Here is a 16,782-nt window from a genome sequence, read left to right on the forward strand (position 1 = left end):
CCCTCCTGTGGCCCCCCCCCCCCCCCCCCCCCCCCCCCCCCCCCCCCCCCCCCCCCCCCCCCCCCCCCTCCCCCCCCCCCCACAGCCGTCTCCGCCCCCGGCAGCCCGGCGCGGCGTGACGTGTGGAGGGGGCGCATGCGAAACGGGCCGGGCCCGGTGCCCCCGAAGGGGAACCGGGCCCGGCCCGTGAAACGACTGCCGACGGAAGCGGCGGCGCCTAGTTGTCGTCCTCGTCGATCAGGAAGCCCCGCATGGGAGACGGCGCCTGCATCGGCTGCGGCGCGGACGGCCGCACCGGAGCCATCGGCTGCGTCATCGCCGGGGACATCTGCTGCTGCCCGCCGTAGGACGGACCGCCGGCCATCGGCGAGGGACCACCCATCGGCGACGGGCCGCCCATCGGGGACGGGCCACCCATCCCCATCGCACCGGCCGGAGCCATCGAAGGCGACGGCGACGGCGGCAGGGCCGGACCGGCCGGGGTGCGCGGCGGCGCGAGGGAGTCGTCGGCCTGGGTCTCCAGCTGGCGCAGCTGCGACTCCAGGTAGGACTTCAGACGCGTACGGTACTCACGCTCGAAGCCCCGCAGGTCCTCGACCTTGCGCTCCAGCGTGGCGCGGGCGGACTCCAGGGAGCCCATCGCGACGCGGTGCTTCTCCTGCGCGTCCCGCTCCAGCGCGTCGGCCTTGGCACGGGCGTCCCGCTCCAGGCCCTCGGCGCGGCTGCGCGCCTCGCCGACGATCTTGTTGGCCTCGGAGCGGGCCTCCGCGATCGCCTGGTCGGCGGTCTGCTGCGCGAGCGACAGGACGCGGGCGGCGCTGTCGCCACCGGGGCCCTGCTGCGGGAGCTGCGGCTGGCCCATCGGCTGCATCTGCTGGCCCATCGGCTGCATCTGCTGCCCCATGGGCTGCATCTGCTGGCCCATCGGCTGGCCGAGCTGGTTCTGGCCGCCCATGGACTGCTGCTGCATCTGCTGCTGCATCTGCTGCTGGCCCATCTGCTGCTGCTGCGGCGCCATCGGGTGCTGTCCACCCATGGACTGCTGCTGCATGGGGCCGCCCATCGGGCCCTGGCCCTGCTGCGGTCCGTGTCCGCCGGGACCGGCCGGGAGCTGCGGCGGGCCCATCTGCGGCTGCTGCTGCTGCGGCGGGCCGGATATGGCCGCCGGCACGGGGGCACCCGGGCCGCGCTGGTCCTGGGGCTCCGGCTTGCGCATGTTCTGCTGCTGCTGGTTCTGCGCGGCGGCACGCGTGGCGGCGGCCAGCTTGGCGCGCAGGTCCTCGTTCTCGCGCAGCAGACGGGTCAGCTCGGACTCGACCTCGTCGAGGAAGGCGTCGACCTCGTCCTCGTCATAGCCTTCTCGCAGGCGGACGGTCGTGAACTGCTTGTTCCGCACGTCCTCGGGAGTCAGCGGCATGTCTTCTTCACCTCTACGTAGTCGTCGGCAGTCGGCAGGACCGTATCGGGACTGTCCCCGCGCCTGCGGGGGAGCTCATCGTTCACACGCTTCTCGCAGCGGTGCTCACGAAACTGATGAGGATGTAAACGATGATCATCAGAACGAAGAAGGACAGGTCGAGTGCCACGCCCCCGAGACGCAACGGCGGGATGAAGCGCCGAAGAAGCTTGAGCGGTGGATCGGTGACAGTGTAGGTGGCCTCCAGAACGACCACCATCGCCTTGCCGGGTGTCCATGAACGTGCGAACTGGAACACGTAGTCCATGACCAGTCGGAAGATCAACACGATGAGGAAGCACATCAGCGCGATGTAGACCACCTGTAGTGCGACGCCCATCCCGTGCTTCCCTCTCCCCTGCTTCCGCTCTGTTCCCGGTCCCGTTTCTGACGGATCGGTCTAGCTTTGGTTGAAGAACCCGCCCTCCGCGATGCGGGCCTTGTCCTCCGCCGTGACATCGACGTTAGCAGGAGACAGCAGGAACACCTTCTGTGTCACGCGTTCAATGCTGCCGTGCAGACCGAAGACAAGACCGGCGGCGAAGTCCACGAGACGCTTCGCGTCCGTGTCGTCCATCTCCGTGAGATTCATGATCACCGGGGTGCCCTCACGGAAGTGTTCCCCGATGGTACGGGCCTCGTTGTACGTCCGGGGGTGCAGCGTCGTGATGCGGTACGGCTCCCGCTCGGAGACGACCTTGGGCATGATCACGGGGGCGTTCTTCTCCAGGTTGGTGCGGTCAGGTGTGATGGATGCCACGGGGGCAATTCGCGCGGGACGTCCGTTTTCTGACGGAATTGGGAGGGGCTCGCGCGGAGCGGGCGGCTGTACGGCTCGTACCGGTTCGTCCGTTACGGGCGTTTGGTGCACCGGCTGCTGCCTACGCTCTCGATCCCGAGCCCGTTCCGGTTCCGGTTCGGGCTCGAACTCGTCGTCGGGGTCGTACCCCGGGTTGTCGTACCGGTCGTCCTCCACGAGGCCGAGGTAGACCGCCATCTTGCGCATCGCGCCGGCCATTCTCCGAGTCCTCCGCTCTGTGGTGGATCGCCCTGTCGCAGGTGTCGAGTGTCCGTCAGCAAAGTAGCTGTGTCACCAAAGTCACCAACTGCCCGCGATCCACGTGGTCTGTCCGCTCATCTGCGGAAATGACCATATTTTCTGCTGTGGTCCGACTTTCTTCGCGACGTTACCCGAGCCGGGGTCTCGCGCCGAGTACCGCAGTGCCGACGCGTACATGTGTCGCACCCGCCAGCACGGCCTGCTCCAGGTCGGCGCTCATCCCGGCCGACACCATCGTGGCAGCCGGATGGGCCGCGCGCAGGCTTGATGACAATTCCATCATCCGCTCGAAGGCCGCCCGTTCGCGCCCCGCGTAGGGGCCCGCCAGGGGGGCGACCGTCATGAGCCCGTCGACCCGCAGTCCCGGCGCACCGGCGATGAGGTCCGCCAACTCGGCCATCAGGTCCGGCGCGGCACCGCCCCGGGCACCGCGCTCGCCCGACTCGGCGTCGAGGGCGATCTGCACGAGGCAGCCGAGCTCGCGCCCCCGGCCCTCCGCGGCCGTCGACAGCGCGGTGACGAGCTTCGGCCGGTCGACCGACTGCACCACATGCGCGTATTCCGCCACGGAGCGGACTTTGTTCGTCTGCAACTGGCCCACGAAGTGCCAGCTCAGCGGCAGATCCGCGCAGGCGGCGGCCTTGGGGGCGGCGTCCTGGTCACGATTTTCCGCCACATGACGGACACCCAGGTCCGCCAGCAGTCGTACGTCGCTCGCCGGGTAGGTCTTGGTGACCACGATGAGGGTCACCTCCTCCCGCTCGCGTCCGGCCGCCGCGCAGGCGGCCGTGATGCGCTCCTCCACTCGTGCGAGGTTCGCGGCGAGCTCGGCCTTACGATCCGTCATTCGTCAGTCCAACCAGACATATCCGGCAAGCCGACCGGTCACCCGGTCGCGGCGGTACGAGAAGTGGTCCCGCGACTCCAGTGTGCAGACCGGCGAACGGTGCGCGTGCGCCACCCCCGCCCCGGCCAGCTGCGCGTGCACTCCGGCCACCACGTCGACGGCCGGCGTCCCCCAGCTGGTCTCGGCCCACGCGGCCGGCACCACCGCGGCGACCTGGTCGCGCATCTCGGCGGGCACCTCGTAGCAGCGGCCGCAGACGGCCGGTCCGGTACGGGCGACCATGCGCGCGGGGTCGGCGCCGAGGGCGACCATCGCCTCGACGGCGGCGGGCACCACCCCCGCGACCAGCCCCGGCCGCCCGGCGTGGGCGGCGCCAGCGATCCCGGCGACGGGGTCGGCCAGCAGTACGGGCGTGCAGTCGGCGGTGAGCACCGCGAGGGCGAGCCCCCGACGGGCGGTCACCACCGCGTCGACGTCCGGGATCCGCTCCCCCTCGCCCCAGGGGCCGTCGACCACGGCCACGTCCCGCCCGTGCACCTGGTTCATCCAGACCACCTGGTCCGGCCGGATGCCCAGGCCCTCGGCCGCGATCGCCCGGTTCGCGCGAACGGCGGCCGGGTCGTCTCCGACCGCGCCGCCGAGATTGAGCTCCTCGTACGGAACGGCGCTCACCCCGCCCCACCGGTCGGTGAAGGCGAAGTGGGCGCCGTTCTCGCTGTGCTGCCCCGATGTCACTTCAAGAAGTCCGGTACGTCCAGCTCTTCGGCCGGGCTGTCCTGGTACGGCCGGGCCGTCGGGACCTGCGGCGCGGGGGCCACGGGCTCGACCGGGATCTCCACCGGGGCCGGGGGCTCCTCGCGGGGGGTGACCGAGCCGAGTCCGCCGAAGGCCGGGCGGACCGGCTCGGGGGCGCGGACCGGCGCGGGGGCCGGCTCCTCGCGCTTGGTGGACGCGGCGCCGATGACGTTGTCCCGGCGGGCCGGGGGCTGTCCGCCGTCGAAGCCGGCCGCGATGACGGTGACGCGTACCTCGTCGCCGAGCGCGTCGTCGATGACGGCTCCGAAGATGATGTTCGCCTCGGGGTGGGCGGCCTCGCTCACCAGCTGCGCGGCCTCGTTGATCTCGAACAGGCCGAGGTCGGAGCCACCGGAGATGGAGAGCAGCACGCCGCGGGCGCCGTCGATCGAGGCCTCCAGCAGCGGCGAGGAGATGGCCATCTCGGCGGCGGCCACCGCGCGGTCGTCGCCGCGGGCGGAGCCGATGCCCATCAGGGCCGAGCCGGCCTCGGACATCACGGACTTGACGTCGGCGAAGTCGAGGTTGATCAGACCGGGGGTGGTGATGAGGTCGGTGATGCCCTGGACGCCGGAGAGCAGGACCTGGTCGGCCGACTTGAAGGCGTCGAGCACGCTGACCTGGCGGTCCGAGATGGACAGCAGCCGGTCGTTGGGGATGACGATGAGGGTGTCGACCTCTTCGCGGAGCTCGGCGATGCCGTCCTCCGCCTGGTTCGCGCGGCGCCGGCCCTCGAAGGTGAACGGGCGGGTGACCACACCGATCGTCAGGGCGCCGAGCGAGCGCGCGATGTTGGCGACGACGGGGGCGCCGCCGGTACCGGTGCCGCCGCCCTCGCCGGCGGTGACGAAGACCATGTCGGCCCCCTTGAGGACCTCCTCGATCTCCTCGCGGTGGTCCTCCGCCGCCTTGCGGCCGACGGCCGGGTTGGCTCCGGCGCCGAGGCCCCGGGTGAGTTCGCGGCCGACGTCGAGCTTGACGTCGGCGTCGCTCATCAACAGCGCCTGGGCGTCGGTGTTGATGGCGATGAACTCGACGCCCTTGAGACCGACCTCGATCATTCGGTTGATGGCATTGACACCACCGCCGCCGACACCGATGACCTTGATGACTGCGAGGTAGTTCTGCGGTGCTGCCACGTCGAAGGCCTCTCGCCTCGAGTTACGTGTCGCCGCCTCGCGGGCCTGCGTAGCGACGACTGATGCCGAAATGTGGGACGGTCCGTACGCGCCGACCCGAACCCTCACCCTTAAGTTTAGGGTTAGGGGTGTGTCTGTTCCCTGACTCTTCCGAACAGGACACTAAGTCGACAAGTAGCGCGTGTTCAACGAACACGCCGAACCTCCCGTTTTTCTTTTCACCCTATGTGATCACCCGTATCGGTGGCCAACCAGGGTGCGTCGGTGTTCGACCCGACGTCAACTCCCGGACACCGCAGGCGCCGTGGGGACGCTCACGTCGAAGTGGTCAGCCTTGGGCGAGGCCTTCAGCAGAGCCGTCAGCGCCTTGCCCTTGGCCTCACCCAGTTCGCCGCTCCCCCAGACGACCGTACGGCCCTTCGTGAGTTGCAGTACGACCGAATCGTACGACCGGACCGTGACCTGCAACGTCTCCTCGGCGATGGGCCGGGGGAGGCTCCCGGCGATGCCGACCGCCTCCCTCAGCAGCCGTTCGCCGTCGAAACGGCGGGCGCTCGGCGAGTCCTGCGCTGCCAATTCGAGGACCGGAACGTGCGCGGGTGCTTGCCGGACCGTGTCGAATCGCACACCGGAAGCGTCCACTTCGACGAACTGGCCGTCCTTCTTGATGAGCAGGACGGGTTTGCGTTCCGTCACTTTCAGCGCGATCCCGTGCGGCCAGGACCGCACCACGTCGACCGAATCGATGCGGGGCAGCCGGCCGCGCACCCGGTCCGCGATCTCGTCGGTGTCCACGCTCACCAGGGGTGCGCCGACGGGCACGGCCGCGGCGGCGAGGACCTGCTCGGGGGTGAGCACCTCGGTACCGGAGGCCGTGACCCGCTCGACACGGAGCCAGGAGGAGCCGTAGAGCGCCCAGACGACGCCGGCGGCGAGGAGCACCGCGGCGGCGAGGGAGGCCAGCAGGCGGACCCGGCGCGGCAGTGCGCGTCCGGGCCCCGGCGGGCCGGACCTCCTCGGCGGCTTCGGCGACTTGGGACGCTTGGGGGCTTTGGGGGCTTCCGCCCCCTTGGTGCCCTTGCCGCCCTTGCCGCCCCGGCCGGAAGGGCCGCACTCTGCCGTCGTCGCTCCGGCCACTCCTGTGCCTCCTGGGTCAGCGGTTACCCGCGTGCGGCCGCGATCGCCTCGTAGACCAGGCCGACGAGCAGGTCGTCGGCGTCCCGGCGGCCGAACTCGGCGGCGGCGCGGGACATCTCGTACAGGCGGTGCGGATCGGACAGCACCGGGAGGACCTGGCCGAGCACCCACTCGGGCGTCAGTTCCGCGTCGTCCACGAGCAGGCCGCCGCCGGCCTTGACCACCGGCTGGGCGTTGAGCCGCTGTTCGCCGTTGCCGATGGGCAGCGGTACGTAGGCGGCCGGCAGTCCGACGGCGGAGAGCTCGGCGACGGTCATCGCACCCGCGCGGCACAGCATCATGTCGGCGGCGGCGTACGCGAGGTCCATCCGGTCCACGTACGGTACCGGCACATACGGCGGCATCCCGGGCATGTTGTCGACACGCGGCAGTTCGTTCTTCGGGCCGACCGCGTGCAGGATCTGGATCCCGGAGCGCTGGAGGGTCGACGCGACCTGCTGGATCGTCTCGTTGAGGCGGCGGGCGCCCTGGGAGCCTCCGGAGACCAGCAGCGTCGGCAGGTTCGGGTCCAGGCCGAAGGCGGCCCGCGCCTCGGGGCGGACGGCGGCCCGGTCGAGGGTGGAGATCGAGCGGCGCAGCGGGATGCCCACGTAGCGGGCTCCGCGCAGCTTGCTGTCGGGCGTGGAGACCGCGACGGCGTGCGCGTAGCGGGAGCCGATCTTGTTGGCCAGTCCGGGGCGGGCGTTGGCCTCGTGGACGATGATGGGCACCCCGAGGCGCTTGGCCGCGAGGTAGCCGGGCAGGGCCACGTAACCGCCGAAGCCGACGACCACGTCGGCCTTGGTGCGCGTGAGGATCTCCTCGGCGGCCTTGATGGTGCCGCGCAGCCGCCCGGGAACGGTGATCAGCTCCGGGGTGGGCCTGCGGGGCAGCGGCACGGCGGGGATCAGCCCCAGCTCGTAGCCGCGCTCCGGCACCAGACGGGTCTCGAGGCCCCGTTCCGTGCCGAGGGCGGTGATGCCCACGGTCGGGTCCTGCCTGCGCAGTGCGTCCGCGAGGGCCAGCGCCGGCTCGATGTGGCCGGCGGTCCCCCCACCGGCGAGTACGACATGCACCGAAATTCACCGCTCTCCGGACGGACGCCTCTTGACGCGCCGTCTCATCGACTTCCATATCGGCCCGCTCCGCTTCCAGCCCGCTCCGGGCTGTCGCATCGCGAGCGCCGCCCGCGCCGCCGGCTCCTCCCGCGCGAACGCGATGAGCAGTCCGACCGCGAACATGGTCGGCAGCAGGGCCGACCCTCCGTAGGAGAACAGCGGGAGCGGGACCCCGGCGATCGGCAGCAGGCCGAGCACCGCACCGATGTTGATCACGGCCTGGGCCGTGATCCAGGTGGTCACGCCTCCCGCGGCATACCGTACGAAGGAGTCCTCCGTGCGTCCGGCCACGCGGATACCCGCATAGCCTAGAGCCGCGAACAGGGCGAGGACCGACAGCGTCCCTGCCAGGCCCAGTTCCTCACCGGTGATGGCGAAGATGAAGTCGGTGTGGGCTTCGGGCAGTTGCCCCCATTTTTCCACACTCGCCCCGAGGCCGGAACCGAACCATCCGCCGGAGGCCAGGGCGTAGATCCCGTGTACGGCTTGCCAGCAGAGGTCGTTCTTGCCCGGTTCCGTCGCACCGAGGCAGGAGAGCCGGTCCATGCGGTGCGGACTGGTCTTGATGAGCAGTGCGACGATCACACCCGCGAAGGCGAGTACACCCACGAACAGCCGTGTCGGCGCCCCGGCCAGCCACAGCAGGCCGAACAGGACGGCGCCGAGGATCATCGCGGTGCCCATGTCCCCGCCGACCATGATCAGCCCGAGCAGCAGGAAGGCCACCGGGACCAGTGGCACCAGCAGGTGCTTCCACTGGCTCAGCAGCCCCTTGTCGCCCTTGCGGGCCAGCAGGTCGGCGCCCCACAGGATCAGCGCGAGCTTGCCGAACTCGCTGGGCTGGAGCATGAACGGGCCGCCCAGGGAGATCCAGTTCTGGTTGCCGTTGATCGAGACCCCTATCCCGGGGACCTGGACCAGGACCATCAGGAACAGGGTGCCGGCGAGCACCGGATAGGACAGCGCGCGGTGGAGTTTGACCGGCATGCGGGAGGCGGCGAAGAGCAGGGCGCCGCCGATCAGGGCGGCCAGGAACTGCTTCTTGAAGAAGTAGGCGTCCCCCAGGCCCAGCTGGAGCGCCTTGATCATGGAGGCCGAGTAGACCATCACCAGCCCGAGCACGGTGATGAGCAACGAGCTGCCGAGAATCAGGTAATACGCGGTGAGCGGGCGGTCCCAGGCCTTGCTCAACTGCCGCTGCGTACGCCGCAGCCCCGCCAGCGGCCCGCGCCCGGCGGGGCGCTTGGCGCCGCCCGCCGGGCGTTTGCGGCCCTGCGCCTTGACGGCGGCGGGCCGCCGCCCCGGCAGCATCTGCTTGGCCGGCATCTGTGATCTTCCCCTCCACTCGTACGAGGCGAGCAGCCGGCCGGAGGGAACCTGTCCCGGCGCCTCGGCCTAGACCGTGTCCGCGGCACTCCCGGAGGCCAGTTCGCGCACCGCGTCGGCGAACGCGTCCCCACGCGTGTTGTAGTTCGCGAACATGTCCATCGAGGCGCACGCGGGCGCCAGAAGGACCGTGTCTCCGGGCTCCGCGAGCCGGGCCGCTTCCCGGACCGCTGCGAGCATCGCCCCAGTGTCGGTCCGTTCGAGGTCGGTCACCGGGACCTCGGGGGCGTGTCGCGCCAGCGCCTCGGCGATCAGCGCCCGGTCGGCGCCCATGAGTACGACGGCGCGCAGCCGCTTCGCGGACTTCCGGACCAGCTCGTCGAAGGTCGCGCCCTTGGCGAGGCCCCCGGCGATCCAGACGACCGGTTCGAAGGCCGCGAGGGAGGCCTCCGCCGCGTGGGTGTTGGTGGCCTTGGAGTCGTCGACGTACCGGACCCCGTCGACCTCGTCCACGTACGCGACGCGGTGCGCGTCCGGGCGGAAGTCGCGCAGCCCGTCGCGGACCGCGCGCGGCTCGACGCCGAAGGCGCGGGCGAGGGCGGCGGCGGCGAGGGCGTTGGCGATGTTGTGCGGCGCGGGCGGGTTCACGTCGTCGACGTGCGCCAGCTCCTGGGCGTTCTTCTGCCGGTTCTGCACGAACGCCCGGTCCACGAGGATCCCGTCGACCACGCCGAGCATGGAGGGGCCGGGGGCGCCGAGGGTGAAGCCGATCGCCCGGCAGCCCTCCTCGACGTCGGCCTCCTCGACCAGCCTCTCGGTGGCCGGGTCGGCGACGTTGTAGACGCAGGCGATGGTGTTGCCCTCGTAGATGCGGCCCTTGTCGGCGGCGTACGCCTCCATGGAGCCGTGCCAGTCGAGGTGGTCCGGGGCCAGGTTGAGCACGGCCGCCGAGTGGGCGCGTACGGAGGGCGCCCAGTGCAGCTGGTAGCTGGAGAGTTCGACGGCGAGCACGTCGTAGTGCTCGTCGCCGGTCACCACGTCGATGATGGGGGTGCCGATGTTGCCGACGGCGGCGGTCTTCAGACCGGCCGCCTTCAGGATCGACGCCAGCATCTGGGTGGTGGTGGTCTTGCCGTTGGTGCCGGTGATCGCGAGCCAGGGCGCGGCGTTCTCGCCGCGCAGCTGCCAGGCGATCTCGACGTCGCCGACGACGTCCACGCCGGCCTTCGCGGCCGCCAGGAAGAGCGGGCTGTCGGGCTTCCAGCCGGGCGAGGTGACGACCAGGTCGGTGCCCTCGGGGAGGGTCTCGGCGTCACCGAGGCGCACGGAGACGCCCTTGGTCCGCGCCTCCAGCTCCGCGGCCCGGGCCCGGTGGCCCTCGCTGTCGCCGCCGTCGACGACGGTGACGGACGCGCCGAGGCCGGCCAGGGCGCGGGCGGCACTGATGCCGCTCACGCCGAGACCGGCGACGGTGATGTTCCTGTCCTGCCAGGAGGTCACTTGTCTGCTGCCCATCCCGCGTAGAAGAGACCGAGGCCGACGATCACGCACATGCCCTGGATGATCCAGAAGCGGACCACGACGAGGACTTCGGACCAGCCCTTGAGTTCGAAGTGGTGCTGGAGCGGGGCCATGCGGAAGACGCGCTTTCCGGTCAGCTTGAAGGAGCCGACCTGGATGACGACCGACATCGTGATGAGCACGAAGAGGCCGCCGAGGAGGGCCATCAGGAACTCCGTGCGGGAGCAGATGGCCAGGCCCGCGAGGGCGCCGCCGAGCGCGAGCGAACCGGTGTCGCCCATGAAGATCTTGGCGGGCGAGGTGTTCCACCACAGGAAGCCGAAGCAGGCACCCATCAGGGCGGAGGCGACGACCGCGAGGTCCAGCGGGTCTCGTACCTCGAAGCAGGCGTTCGGATTGGTCAGGGTCGCCGCGTTGGCGCAGGACTCCTGGAACTGCCAGACGCCGATGAAGGTGTAGGCGCCGAAGACCATCACGGCGGCGCCGGTGGCGAGGCCGTCCAGACCGTCGGTCAGGTTCACGCCGTTGGACATGGCCAGGATCATGAACAGGGCCCAGACCACGAACAGGACGGGTCCGATGGACCAGCCGAAGTCCGTGACGAAGGAGAGCTTCATCGAGGCCGGGGTGAGTCCGCGCGAGTCCTTGAACTGGAGCGCGAGCACCGCGAAGGCGATGCCGACGATCAGCTGGCCGGCCATCTTGGCCTTGGCCCGCAGACCGAGCGAACGCCGCTTGACGATCTTGATGTAGTCGTCGAGGTAGCCGACCAGGCCCATGCCCGCCATCAGGAACAGCACCAGCAGGCCCGAGAAGCTCGGCTCCTCGCCGGTGATGACCTTCGTCAGGGCGTACGCGATGAGCGTGGCCAGGATGAAGGAGATGCCGCCCATGGTGGGCGTGCCCTTCTTCCCGGCGTGGCCGCGCGGGCCGTCGTCGCGGATGAACTGGCCGTAGCCCTTGCGGGCCAGCAGCTTGATCAGCAGCGGGGTGCCGATCACGGTGAGGAACATGCCGATGACACCGGCGAACAGGATCTGCCTCATCGGTCGGCGACCCCGCCCTCGCGCTCCAGCAACGCCAGCGCGACCCGCTCCAGGCCGACCGACCTGGAAGCCTTCACCAGCACGACGTCCCCCGGGCGCAGTTCACTGCGCAACAGGTCGACCGCCGCCTGCGCGTCGGACACGAGCACCGACTCCTCACCCCACGAACCCTCGTTATATGCGCCCAGTTGCAGCCAGGACGCTTCCCTGCCCCCGACTGCCACGAGCCTGCTCACGTTGAGCCGGACGGCAAGCCGCCCCACCGCGTCGTGCTCGGCCAGCGATGCGTCGCCGAGCTCGGCCATGGGGCCGAGCACCGCCCACGTACGTCCCCCGTTCGCCTTGCCGGCCTCGCCCATCGCGACGAGTGCGCGCAGGGCGGCCCGCATGGACTCCGGGTTCGCGTTGTAGGCGTCGTTGACGATCGTCACGCCGTCCTCGCGCTCGGTGACCTCCATCCGCCACCGGGACAGCGTGCCCGCTCCGGAGAGCGCTGTGGCGATCTCCTCGACCGGCATGCCCAGGACATGGGCGACGGCGGCCGCGGCGAGCGCGTTCGACACGTGGTGCTCACCGTACAGCCGCAAGGTCACATCGCTGCACCCGGTGGGTGTGTGGAGTGTGAAGGAGGGCTGCCCCGCGGGCGTCATCCGCACCTCGGTGGCGCGTACGTCGGCGTCCTCGGCCTCGCCGAAGAGGACCGTACGGGCCTTCGTGCGGGCGGACATGGCGCGTACCAGCAGGTCGTCGGCGTTGAGTACGGCGACGCCGCCCTCGGCCTCGGACGGCAGGGCCTCGACCAGTTCCCCCTTGGCCTGGGCGATGGCCTCGCGGCCGCCGAACTCGCCGATGTGGGCGGTGCCGACGTTCAGGACGAGGCCGATGCGCGGCGGGGTCAATCCGGTCAGGTAGGCGATGTGGCCGATGCCGCGGGCGCCCATCTCCAGGACCAGGTGGCGGGTTTCCCCGGTGGCCTTCAGGGCCGTGAGCGGCAGGCCGATCTCGTTGTTGAGGGAGCCGGGCGTCCACACGGTGGGCGCGTGGTGCTGGAGCACCTGGGCGATGAGGTCCTTGGTGGAGGTCTTGCCGGCGGAGCCGGTCAGGGCGACCACGTCGGTGCCGAGACGTTCGACGACGGCGCGTGCGAGGGCGCCGAGCGCCTTCTCCACATCGGGCACCACGATCGCCGGTACGCCGACGGGCCGGGTGGCGAGGACCGCGGCGGCCCCGGCGGCGACGGCGCGCTCGGCGTAGTCGTGGCCGTCGACGTGCTCGCCCGCGAAGGCGGCGAAGAGGCTGCCGGGCTCCACCTGGCGGGAGTCGATGACGACGGGTCCGCTGATCCGCACCGCCGGATCCGGTATGTCGTGGGGCCGCCCGCCGGTGATGTCGGCGATCTCGGCGAGGGAAAGGGCGATCACTGGTCCACCTCGGCCTGTCGGGCGCTGAGCTGCTGGTTCTCGATGGCCGCGCGGAGCACGGCGCGGTCGTCGAAGGGGCGTACGACGCCCGCGGTGTCCTGGCCCTGCTCGTGGCCCTTGCCGGCGACGAGGACGGTGTCGCCGGCCTCGGCGCGCGCGACGGCCGCGGCGATGGCCGCGGCGCGGTCGGCGTCGACGAGGACCGCGCCGCGCTCCTCGGCGGGCACGGAGACGGCGCCCTCGAACATCGCGGCGAGGATCCTCAGGGGGTCCTCGGAGCGCGGGTTGTCGGAGGTCAGGACGGCGGTGTCGGCGTAGCGGGCCGCCGCTGCGCCCATCGGGCCGCGCTTGGTGGTGTCGCGGTCGCCGCCGCAGCCGAGGACGATGTGCAGTTTGCCGGTGGTGACCTCGCGCAGGGCGCGCAGCACCGACTCGACGGCGTCCGTCTTGTGGGCGTAGTCGACGACGGCCAGGTACGGCTGTCCCGCGTCGACCCGCTCCAGGCGGCCGGGGACGCCCGGGACCGCGGCGACGCCGTCGGCGGCGGTCTGGGGGTCGAGGCCGGCGGTGGCGAGCGTGACGATCGCGGCGACGGTGTTGGCGACGTTGAACGGGCCGGGCAGCGGGGCCTTGGCCCGTACGCGCTGTCCCGCCGGCCCGAGCAGGGTCAGGGTGGAGTCCATGTGGCCGCTGACCACGTCCTCGGCGCGCCAGTCGGCGGCCGGGTCGCCGGTGGCGGAGAAGGTGACGACCGGGATCGGCGCCTCCTTGGCGAGGCGGCGGCCGTACTCGTCGTCGATGTTGACCACGCCGACGCGGGCCCGGCGCTCGGTGAAGAGCTGGGCCTTGGCCTGGAAGTAGTCCTCCATGCCCGTGTGGAACTCCATGTGTTCCGGGCTGAGGTTGTTGAAGACGGCGACGTCGAAGACGCAGCCGTCGACCCGGCCCAGGACCAGGGCGTGGCTGGAGACCTCCATGGCCACGGCGTCGACGCCGCGTTCGCGCATGACGGCGAACAGTGCCTGGAGGTCGGTGGCCTCGGGGGTGGTCCGCTCGGACTTGATGCGCTCGTCGCCGATGCGCATCTCGACGGTGCCGACGAGTCCGGTGGTGCGTCCCGCCGCGCGCAGCCCGCCTTCGACGAGGTACGCGGTGGTGGTCTTGCCGGAGGTGCCGGTGATGCCGAGCTGGAGCAGGGCCTCGCCGGGCCGTCCGTAGATCTCGGCGGCGACCTCGCCCATCCGGGCGCGCACGTCGGCGACGGCCAGGACCGGCAGCCCGGTCGCGGCGGCGCGTTCGGCGCCCTCCGGGTCGGTCAGCACGGCGGCGGCGCCGAGGGCGGCCGCCTGGGCGGCGAAGTCCGCGCCGTGCAGCCGGGCGCCGGGCAGGGCCGCGTACAGGTCTCCGGGGCGTACCGCACGGGAGTCGTGCGTGATGCCGGTGATCTGAGCGGCGCCGGACTCGGGCAGACCCAGCAGGGTGGCCAGCTCGCCCAGCGGGGTCGGGCGGGCGGTCACGGGCCGGGGCGCTCCCGGCGGCGCTGCCGGGGCGTCTTTCTGGGCGGTTCTGGGCTGATCAGCGTGAGGCACGGCGGTGAGCGTACCGGGCGCGACGGGCCGCTCGCGAAGCGAGGGCCCTGCTTGCGCGCCGGCGGCCGTCTGGTTCCCCGGTTCCGGGGTGATCGTTGTCACTGGTCGTGCCTCGCGCTCTGGTGGCTGGACGGTCGGTTCACTGCCCGGGCCGCGGACCGGTCGGGGCGCTGCCGGGGGCGGTGGGCGGCGGGGCCGCCTCATAGGTCACGGGCAGGCCGGCGGGGGCCGTTCCGGTGGGTGCGACCTGGAGGGTCTTGAGGGCGAACTCCATGACCGTCTTGTAGATCGGGCCGCAGATCTGGCCGCCGAAGTAGCTGCCCTTGGTGGGGTTCTGGATGGCGCAGTAGACGGTGACGCGGGGGGCGTCGGCGGGGGCGAAGCCGGCGAAGGAGGCCGTGTAGCCCTTGTAGCGGCCGGTGGCCGGATCCACCCGGTTGGACGTGCCCGTCTTCCCGCCGACGCGGTAGCCGGGGATCTTCGCCTTCGTGCCGGTGCCCTCCTGGTCGTCGACCACGGATTCCAGCATCTCGGCGAGGGTCCGGGCCGTCTCGGCGCTGATCACGGTGGTCCGCTCGGGGGCGGGGGCCGGGGTGAAGCGGCCGTCGGGGCCCTTGGTGCCGCGTACCAGGGTCGGGGTGATGCGGACCCCGCCGTTGGCGATGGTGGAGTACACGGAGGCCGCCTGCATGGCGTTGACGGACAGCCCCTGGCCGAAGGGGATCGTGTACTGCTGGGAGGTGGACCAGGCCTCGGGCCTGGCGAGGATCCCGCGGGACTCGCCGGGGTAGTTCAGGCCGGTGGGGCGTCCGATGCCGAACTTGTCCAGGTACGAGTACAGGACCCGGTTGGCCTCGGCCTGGGTGGCGCCGAGCTGGCCGGTGGCCAGGATGGTGCCGATGTTGGAGGACTTGGCGAGGACCCCGTTGAGGGTCAGGTACCAGGTCGGGTGGTCGACGTCGTCCTTGAAGAGCCGGTCGCCGCGGTGGAGCCGGTTGGGGACCTCGACGTGGGTGTCGGGACGGGCCTTCTTCTCCTCCAGGACGGCGGCCATCGACATCACCTTGGCGGTGGAGCCGGGCTCGTACACGTCCTGGAGCGCGGCGTTGCCCATGGCGGCGGAGCTGGCCCGGCTCAGGTCGTTGGGGTCGAAGCCGGGGGCGTTGGCCATGGCCAGTACCTCGCCGGTGCGGGTGTCCTGGACGATGACGTAGCCGCGGTCGGCGCCGGACTTCTCGACCTGCTCGGCGATGGCGCTCTGCGCGGCCCACTGGATGTCGCGGTCGATGGTCAGCTCGATGTCGTCGCCGGGTACGGCGGGCTTCTCGCTGGATCCCGCGGTGGGGACGCGGCGGCCGCCGGACTGGGCGTAGGTCAGTTCGCCGTCCTTGCCGGACAGCTTCTTGTCGAGGGCGGACTCCAGGCCGCCGCCGCCCTTGCCGTCGGCGTTGACGTAACCCAGTATCCCGGCGGCGAGGTCTCCGCCCGGGTACACGCGCTTGCTGCTGACCTCGTTGAAGACGCCGGCGATGACGTTGGCGCCGGGGCCGTTCCTCTTCTTGTCGGCGGCCGCCTTGTCGGCGAAGAGCTTCTTGAGGTCCTTGATCTGGTTCCAGACCTGGGGGGTCTGGCGGCGCGCCAGGACCACGTAGCGGCTGTTCTTGGTCTGGAGGCGCTTGGCGAGCTCTTTGGCGTCGGCCCCGAGGATGGGCGCGAGGAGCGCCGCGGCCTGCTGGGGGGCGTCGGGGGCCTTGCTCTCCTGCGGGGTGAACATCTTCGGGTCGGCGGTGATGTCGTACGCGTCGACGCTGGTGGCCAGGGCCACGCCCTTGCGGTCGGTGATCTCCCCGCGCTCGGCGGCCAGGGTGTGGCTGGCGAAGCGGTTCTCGCTGGCCTTGGCGGAGTACGAGGAGGCGTCGACGGCCTGCACCTGGAGGAGCCGTACGACGAAGGCGAGCATGACCAGGGTGAGGCCGACGCCGACCAGGCGCAGCCGGGGTTTGGGGTTGCCGAGGCGGATGGTGTGCGGGGTGCGCCGCGCGGCGGGCCGGGCCGTCGCCCGGGCCCGGTCCCCGGGCCGCGGCCGCGGCGGCCCGGTCACCCGCCGCCGGGGCGGCTCAGCGGGGCTCACCGGTGGCTCCCCCGCCGTGCGGTGCGGCGGCCGCCGCACCGGTGGGGGCGCGCCGCCCCGGGCCCGCGCTCCTGACCGTGTGCTCCGGACGCCGGCGGGACCGGCCCGCGGGGCGCCGCCGTGCGGCGGGGCCCGACCGTCCGGGCCGCGGCCGCGC

At 71.6% G+C, this 16,782-nt stretch carries 14 protein-coding genes; all 14 read right to left on the reverse strand.

What is annotated here, in order from left to right; all coding sequences use genetic code 11:
* Positions 1-217: 217 nt before the first annotated feature.
* Positions 218-1,417, reverse strand: a complete 1,200-nt coding sequence (locus tag ACZ4WZ_RS31950) for a DivIVA domain-containing protein (RefSeq protein WP_467896337.1) — start codon at positions 1,415-1,417, stop codon at positions 218-220.
* Between the two features lie 82 nt (positions 1,418-1,499).
* Positions 1,500-1,796 (reverse strand): YggT family protein, encoded by a 297-nt coding sequence (locus ACZ4WZ_RS31955; RefSeq protein WP_030155988.1) that lies wholly within the window; start codon positions 1,794-1,796, stop codon positions 1,500-1,502.
* Between the two features lie 60 nt (positions 1,797-1,856).
* Entirely contained in the window at positions 1,857-2,474 is a 618-nt protein-coding gene (locus ACZ4WZ_RS31960; RefSeq protein ID WP_388935436.1) for a cell division protein SepF, read from the reverse strand.
* A 169-nt stretch (positions 2,475-2,643) separates the two neighbouring features.
* Positions 2,644-3,363 (reverse strand): YggS family pyridoxal phosphate-dependent enzyme, encoded by a 720-nt coding sequence (locus ACZ4WZ_RS31965; RefSeq protein WP_467896340.1) that lies wholly within the window; start codon positions 3,361-3,363, stop codon positions 2,644-2,646.
* 3 nt (positions 3,364-3,366) lie between these two features.
* A complete protein-coding gene (gene pgeF / locus ACZ4WZ_RS31970) occupies positions 3,367-4,098 on the reverse strand; it encodes a peptidoglycan editing factor PgeF (RefSeq protein ID WP_467896342.1) in 732 nt (243 codons plus the stop codon).
* Positions 4,095-5,297 (reverse strand): cell division protein FtsZ, encoded by a 1,203-nt coding sequence (gene ftsZ, locus ACZ4WZ_RS31975; protein ID WP_467896343.1) that lies wholly within the window; start codon positions 5,295-5,297, stop codon positions 4,095-4,097. Before ftsZ ends, pgeF begins: the two co-directional genes overlap by 4 nt.
* 279 nt (positions 5,298-5,576) lie before the next feature.
* Entirely contained in the window at positions 5,577-6,434 is an 858-nt protein-coding gene (locus ACZ4WZ_RS31980; protein WP_467896345.1) for a cell division protein FtsQ/DivIB, read from the reverse strand.
* Between the two features lie 23 nt (positions 6,435-6,457).
* The gene (gene murG / locus ACZ4WZ_RS31985) at positions 6,458-7,549 is read right to left on the reverse strand and encodes an undecaprenyldiphospho-muramoylpentapeptide beta-N-acetylglucosaminyltransferase (RefSeq protein WP_467896347.1); all 1,092 of its coding nucleotides are present in this window, start codon (positions 7,547-7,549) and stop codon (positions 6,458-6,460) included.
* A gap of 6 nt (positions 7,550-7,555) precedes the next feature.
* Entirely contained in the window at positions 7,556-8,917 is a 1,362-nt protein-coding gene (gene ftsW / locus ACZ4WZ_RS31990) for a putative lipid II flippase FtsW (protein ID WP_467896349.1), read from the reverse strand.
* A 69-nt stretch (positions 8,918-8,986) separates the two neighbouring features.
* The gene (murD, locus tag ACZ4WZ_RS31995; RefSeq protein ID WP_467896351.1) at positions 8,987-10,432 is read right to left on the reverse strand and encodes a UDP-N-acetylmuramoyl-L-alanine--D-glutamate ligase; all 1,446 of its coding nucleotides are present in this window, start codon (positions 10,430-10,432) and stop codon (positions 8,987-8,989) included.
* A complete protein-coding gene (gene mraY, locus ACZ4WZ_RS32000; RefSeq protein ID WP_467896353.1) occupies positions 10,414-11,484 on the reverse strand; it encodes a phospho-N-acetylmuramoyl-pentapeptide-transferase in 1,071 nt (356 codons plus the stop codon). Before mraY ends, murD begins: the two co-directional genes overlap by 19 nt.
* Complete coding sequence (locus ACZ4WZ_RS32005) at positions 11,481-12,905, reverse strand: UDP-N-acetylmuramoyl-tripeptide--D-alanyl-D-alanine ligase (RefSeq protein ID WP_467896355.1); 1,425 nt, start codon at positions 12,903-12,905, stop codon at positions 11,481-11,483. The genes mraY and ACZ4WZ_RS32005 overlap by 4 nt, the downstream gene beginning before the upstream one ends.
* Positions 12,902-14,596: a UDP-N-acetylmuramoyl-L-alanyl-D-glutamate--2,6-diaminopimelate ligase gene (locus tag ACZ4WZ_RS32010; protein ID WP_467896357.1), complete on the reverse strand. Its 1,695-nt coding sequence runs from the start codon at positions 14,594-14,596 to the stop codon at positions 12,902-12,904. The genes ACZ4WZ_RS32005 and ACZ4WZ_RS32010 overlap by 4 nt, the downstream gene beginning before the upstream one ends.
* 37 nt (positions 14,597-14,633) lie before the next feature.
* Positions 14,634-16,625, reverse strand: coding sequence for a peptidoglycan D,D-transpeptidase FtsI family protein (locus tag ACZ4WZ_RS32015; protein ID WP_467896359.1), 1,992 nt, complete (start codon positions 16,623-16,625; stop codon positions 14,634-14,636).
* Positions 16,626-16,782 lie beyond the last annotated feature (157 nt).

This window comes from Streptomyces sp. NPDC029122 (genome assembly GCF_055569445.1).